Genomic DNA, 5498 nt, shown 5'->3' with positions numbered 1-5498 from the left:
CTGAGCCGCCATGCCCGGACCCACGCGGCGCGGAAGGCGCTGGCTGCCACCAAAGCCCGGTGGTACACCCAGGGTCACTTCCGGCTGACCGAACACGGCGTTGTCGGCGGCAAGAATAAAGTCACAGCTCATCGCCAGTTCGCAACCGCCACCCAGACAAAAGCCATTCACCAGTGCGATCACGGGCAGACGGGAAGACTCGATACGATGCATGGTGGTCATGCCTGCCTGAGAGAATTCACGCGCCTGCTGGGCGTTCATATCTTTCATCTCAGCGATGTCGGCACCCGCCGCAAACGCTTTTTCACCGCTGCCGGTGATCAGCAATACGCGCGCGTCCGGCTGGTTTTCGATCCAGACGATGGCGCTGTGCAGCTGCTCCAGTACCTGGCGGTTCAGCGCGTTCAGTGCTTTGGGTCGGTTCAGCGTAATCAGCCAGATGCCCGGCTGTTGTTCGGTGATAAACAGTTGCGTAAATGCGGCGACGTTCATATCGGTCTCCATCATGGTTCGGCTCTTATTTTTATGGGTCGCTGTCGAAATCAATACTCGTAAAAACCACGGCCGGATTTACGGCCGAGATAACCGGCGTCCACCATCTGACGCAGGTAAGGAGCAGGGCGATATTTGCTGTCGCCAAAGTTTTCGTACAACACGTTCATGATGCTCAGGCAGGTATCCAGACCGATCAGGTCGGCCAGTGCGAGCGGGCCAATCGGGTGACTGGCGCCAAGCTTCATGATGGAATCGATCTGCTGAACATCGGCACAGCCTTCATCCAGCGCAAAGATCGCTTCGTTAATCATCGGTAGCAGGATGCGGTTGAGCACAAACGCCGCTTTGTCTTTGACCGGGATCGGTTCTTTGCCGGCACGTTTGGCTGCTTCAACCACTTTTTCGGTGGTCTCTTCCGAGGTCTGCAGGCCGTTGATCACTTCAACCAGCGCCAGTACCGGAACCGGATTCATAAAGTGCATACCGATCACTTTGTCCGGGCGGGATGTTGTAGCCGCGAGACGGGTAATCGACAGGGAAGAGGTGTTGCTCGCCAGAATCGCATCTGGCTTACAGAGTTCATCCAACTGCTTGAAAATCTTGTTTTTGATCTCTTCATTTTCGGTGGCGGCTTCGATCACCAGATCGCAATCAGCCAGCACATCCATCGAGGTTTCGCAGCGGATACGGCTCAATACGGCGGAAGGGCGCTCTTCGATCAAGCCTTTGTCCTGCAGCTTAGTGAGACTGCTTTCGATCACGGACAGTGCCATGTGCAGGGCATTTTCGCTCAGGTCGACCAGCACCAGCTCATAGCCAGCGGTTGCCATTACCTGTGCGATGCCGCGGCCCATCTGGCCGGCACCAATAACACCGATTTGCTGAAAGGACATGTTTAAACCTCGTAGTTACAACTGAGAGAAACAGAGATCAGCCCATACATCTCTTCAGACATGCGGGGCGATAGACAGGGGAATAAGACCGGTGGTAACTGCGTGGAGGGCAGGGCAGTGCCTGCCGTTGTCGCAGCAACGGAAACAGAACGCTTGAACGTCGGGTTAAAACCCCGGGAAATGAGATACATCTGTTCGCAACCCGTCTTATTGTTATTCGGTTGCGAATTAAATTACGGGTAAATGGTTGCTCAACTATTTGGCAATTCTAACGAAATGTAACAGTGCCGATTCTGGTCTTTACTTTATGCTACATTCAGCTATTAGCATGTGCCTGACTGGGTTTCTCTGTGTACCGTTATTCCCCGATTACCTTCCGTTTGTTCCTGATGTTGTTGCTGCTGATCAGCGGTATTTTTGTGTCGATTTACTGGCTGACCGTGCCGATGATCAAGCAAAACGTGTTTGGACTGGAACAGCATTCAAACCGTCAGGTACTCAATATTGTTTACGATCTGGCTAATCGGATGTATTTCAGCACAGAGTCCTATGTGGAACAGGCGCTGGATGCAGAGGAGCAAAAGCTCAAAGCGGTCGTGGATTTGGGGGAAAGCTATATCCGGACGGGGTTGGCTGATCGTAAAGATTCACAGCTGAACGAAAACGCCCATTGGCAGACATTGTATGCTGAGTTACGACGACTGAAGTTTGATGGTGACAACTATCTTTGGATCTCGGACTTTAATGGACGCTTGTTGTCCCATCCGGATGATAAGTTTCAGGACGAAAATATCTCCGAGCACATCGTTGCGGGCGAGCGGTCGGCACTGCCCGGTATTATTCAGCAGGTGTTGAAGCAGGGTGAAGGGTTCTACAAGTACAAGTGGTACCGCCTGCAAGATACGGAAGTGATCGATAAATACTCTTACGTCCGCAGCTTCCCGGAATGGGGCATTGTACTGGGTGCCGGGGTGTATGCTGATGATCTCTATAAAGAAGCCGAGGCGTATAAAGCGCGCCTGCTGGGGGAGCTGAGTCAGGCGCTGGAGAGTGTGAAAATCGCCAGCAATGGCTATCTGTATATCTTCGGCTCGAACGGGGACATGATCTTTCACCCCAACTCTAATATCCGCGGCACCAACTTTAAGACGCTGCTTAACCCCGTCACCGGCAACCCGATCTATCAGGATCTGATCGCCGTGTCAGATACGGATGAAGAGCTGTATTACAAGTGGGACACGCCCCATGATCCCGGCAACTATGCCTACGAAAAACTCTCTCTGGTCCGCCATCTATCCGGGTTTGACTGGTATATCAGCTCCTCCGTGTACCTGGATGACCTGAAGGCCAGCTCTATACAGTTGAGTCAGCGCTTGTTGGCGATGGGGTTCTTTGGGTTGTTGGCGGCGATTGTTGCGGCGTTCCTGTTTGCCGAATATCTCACCTCTCCGATCAAACAACTGTCGGCCACCGCGTATAAGATCAGTCGTGGGCAGTTTGGGGCCAAAACCGGCATTAATCGTCACGATGAGCTGGGCACGTTGGCGGAGTCCTTTGATTTCATGGTGGATCAGCTGCGTGACAATATTCAGGGGCTGAATACCCGCGTCGCATCGCGTACGAAAGAGTTGTCCGAATCCAACCAGCAATTATTACAGGCGGTCAGCTCGCTGAAAACAGCAAAGAGTGAACTGACTGCATCGGAGACCCGGCAGCGTCTGATTCTGGATGCATTGCCTGCGCAGATCGCCTATCTGGACGCACAGGGGCGCTATGTTTTTGTGAACCGCGAATACGCTGAGATGTTTAACCGTCACAAAAGTGAGCTGGTGGGTGAGCTGATGCAGGATGTGATGTCCACCGTCATGTATAAAAACACGTTGGACTATATCCGGCAGGCCCTGCGCGGTGAAAAGGTGATGTATGAGTACAGCACCGAGGTGCAGGGCAAGACCATGGTAACGCGGCGTATCCTGCTGCCGTTCTATGGCGAGCAGCGTCAGACAGTGGAAGGTGTGCTCAACCTGTCGATCGATATTACGGCCGAGCGTGAGTCTGAACAGCGTTTGGCCGAAGCCAGTAAGATGAAGGCGGTTGGGCAGATGTCCGGAGGTCTGGCACATGACTTCAACAACCTGCTGACCATTATTTTGGGCAACCTGCTGGAAGCGCAGGGGCACCCCGATCTGCCGTTGGATCTGAACGGTAATCTGGTACCGGCGATTCGTGCGACCCGGCGCGGTGCTGATCTGACCAAACGGCTGTTGGCCTTTTCCCGTCGCCAGCCGCTTTCGCCTGATTGCATCAAGCCCGATCACCTTATCGCCGATGTGATTAGCCTGTTATCCGGCCCGCTGGCAGAAAATATCCGTATTCAGACCCGTATCGATGACAGCGCGCCGGTGGTGTATGTTGATGAAGCGCAGATGGAAGATGCACTGGTGAATCTGGCGCTTAACGCCGCCGACTCGATGGAGAAGGGCGGTACCCTGAGCTTCGAGGTGCGTTCGTTCTATTGCGCTACTCGTGAAGGATTCGATGAGCCGGTACCCGCCGGTGACTATGTGATGTTATCCGTAAAAGATACCGGTACCGGGTTCAGCGACGAAGCCTTACAGAAAGCCTATGAGCCGTTCTTTACCACCAAATCCACGGGGGCAGGTTCGGGGCTTGGCTTAAGTATGGTGTACGGTTTCGTGAAGCAATCGAAGGGCTATATCCGCATCCGTAACCGCCGCGCTGCAGGGGCTGTCATTGAAATATTGTTACCAGTAGGGACTGATCACCAGTGTGAGGCGCCACAACAGGATCTGGAACGTAACAGTTATGCAGCGAAGGCGGATGCCAGCTCGCTGGTCTTGCTGGTGGAGGACGATCCGGATGTACGTAAAGTGGTCAGACACCAGTTGGTTGATATCGGCTTTACCGTGTTGGAAGCAGAGACCGCGGATGAAGCCGATACCCTGTTATTGAATTTGAATGAGCTGGCGGGGGTTGTCACTGATATTGTGATGCCCGGTGAGAAAGACGGTTATGCTGTGGCCCAGCGGGTGAAAGAACGTTATCCCTCGGCATTTATCGTCCTGATGACGGGGTATAGCGAAGCTTACAGCGAACATGATGCCGAGTTTTCTTTATTGCAGAAACCGTTCGATCAGGCCGCGCTGGCAAAAGTGATCTTCCCGGAAAGCAAATAGCGATAACAATTAGAAGAGGCCACTCCATGGCTCAGGAAGCAGCGATGAAAAATAATAACCTGATCTACGTAATAGAAGACGAAGAAGATCTGGGGCAGCTGATGTGCAGGGCGCTGGAAAATTTTCGTTATCAGGTGCGTTATTTCACTAACGGTGTGGATGCGTTGGCTGCGGCACCCAAGGATAACCCGGATATCTGTATTGTTGACCTGAACCTGCCTGATATGGATGGCCTGGAGCTGGTGAAACAGTTCGACAGCCAGCACCGTGGCGTGATCATCGTTTCGGGGCGGGATGACCTGACTGACCGGGTGTTGGGGCTGGAGTTTGGTGCGGATGATTATGTCACAAAACCGTTCGAACCCCGCGAGCTGGTGGCACGGGTTCAGAGCTTGCTGAGACGGTTGCAACGCAGTGTTGAAACGGAAACTGTGGTGGTCAAAAAAGCTGAGTTCTCGGGTTGGGTCTTCCGTCCGGATTCGCTGGAGCTGAGTTATCAGGCGCAGGAGAAACAGTCTCTCAGCCGCGCAGAAGGTGATATGTTGCTGTCACTGCTCAAACATCCTTTTCAGATACTCTCCCGTGATCAGTTGTTGGGAGACAACTGTACGCCCTATGACCGCAGTATTGATGTTCGTATGTCCCGCTTGCGCAAGAAGTTGGAGAGCAGTGGGGATGGCAATGAGCTGATCAAAACGGTGTATGGCGCAGGATACATGTTGACGACCGCAGTGGTGTGGAGTTAGTTGACGTTGGATGTTGGGAATCGCGTTGCTCGTCCCATATATGGTCTCCTCCCGATTTGCAAAGGCTCTATGCTTCGATGACGTGGCAGGTTGCTGCCATATATCCGGCCTGTTTAACGAAGTCTTTGTCACTTCTGGCCTTGATGAACATTCGCGCGCAGCGTCCT

Annotated in this window: 4 protein-coding genes; 2 read left to right on the top strand and 2 right to left on the bottom strand. The window is 53.1% G+C overall.

Annotation, left to right across the window (positions count from 1 at the left end):
- Positions 1 to 507, bottom strand: a 507-nt coding sequence (locus ABYW01_RS12900) for an enoyl-CoA hydratase-related protein (RefSeq protein WP_372833303.1), incomplete at its 3' end; no start/stop codon positions are given.
- Between the two features lie 35 nt (positions 508 to 542).
- Positions 543 to 1388, bottom strand: a complete 846-nt coding sequence (locus tag ABYW01_RS12895) for a 3-hydroxybutyryl-CoA dehydrogenase (RefSeq protein ID WP_372833301.1) — start codon at positions 1386 to 1388, stop codon at positions 543 to 545.
- Between the two features lie 350 nt (positions 1389 to 1738).
- On the opposite strand from ABYW01_RS12895, the gene ABYW01_RS12890 reads away from it, so the two are divergent.
- On the top strand, positions 1739 to 4585 hold the full coding sequence (locus tag ABYW01_RS12890) for a cache domain-containing protein (RefSeq protein ID WP_372833299.1): 2847 nt from the start codon (positions 1739 to 1741) through the stop codon (positions 4583 to 4585).
- Between the two features lie 44 nt (positions 4586 to 4629).
- Entirely contained in the window at positions 4630 to 5331 is a 702-nt protein-coding gene (locus ABYW01_RS12885) for a response regulator transcription factor (protein WP_372833297.1), read from the top strand.
- The last annotated feature ends 167 nt before the right edge of the window (positions 5332 to 5498 follow it).

Origin of the sequence: Pontibacterium sp. (assembly GCF_041587635.1) — a bacterium.
Classification (GTDB): domain Bacteria; phylum Pseudomonadota; class Gammaproteobacteria; order Pseudomonadales; family Balneatricaceae; genus Pontibacterium.
Note: the sequence above shows the minus strand (reverse complement) of the source record. Positions and strands in the feature narration are given on the sequence as shown.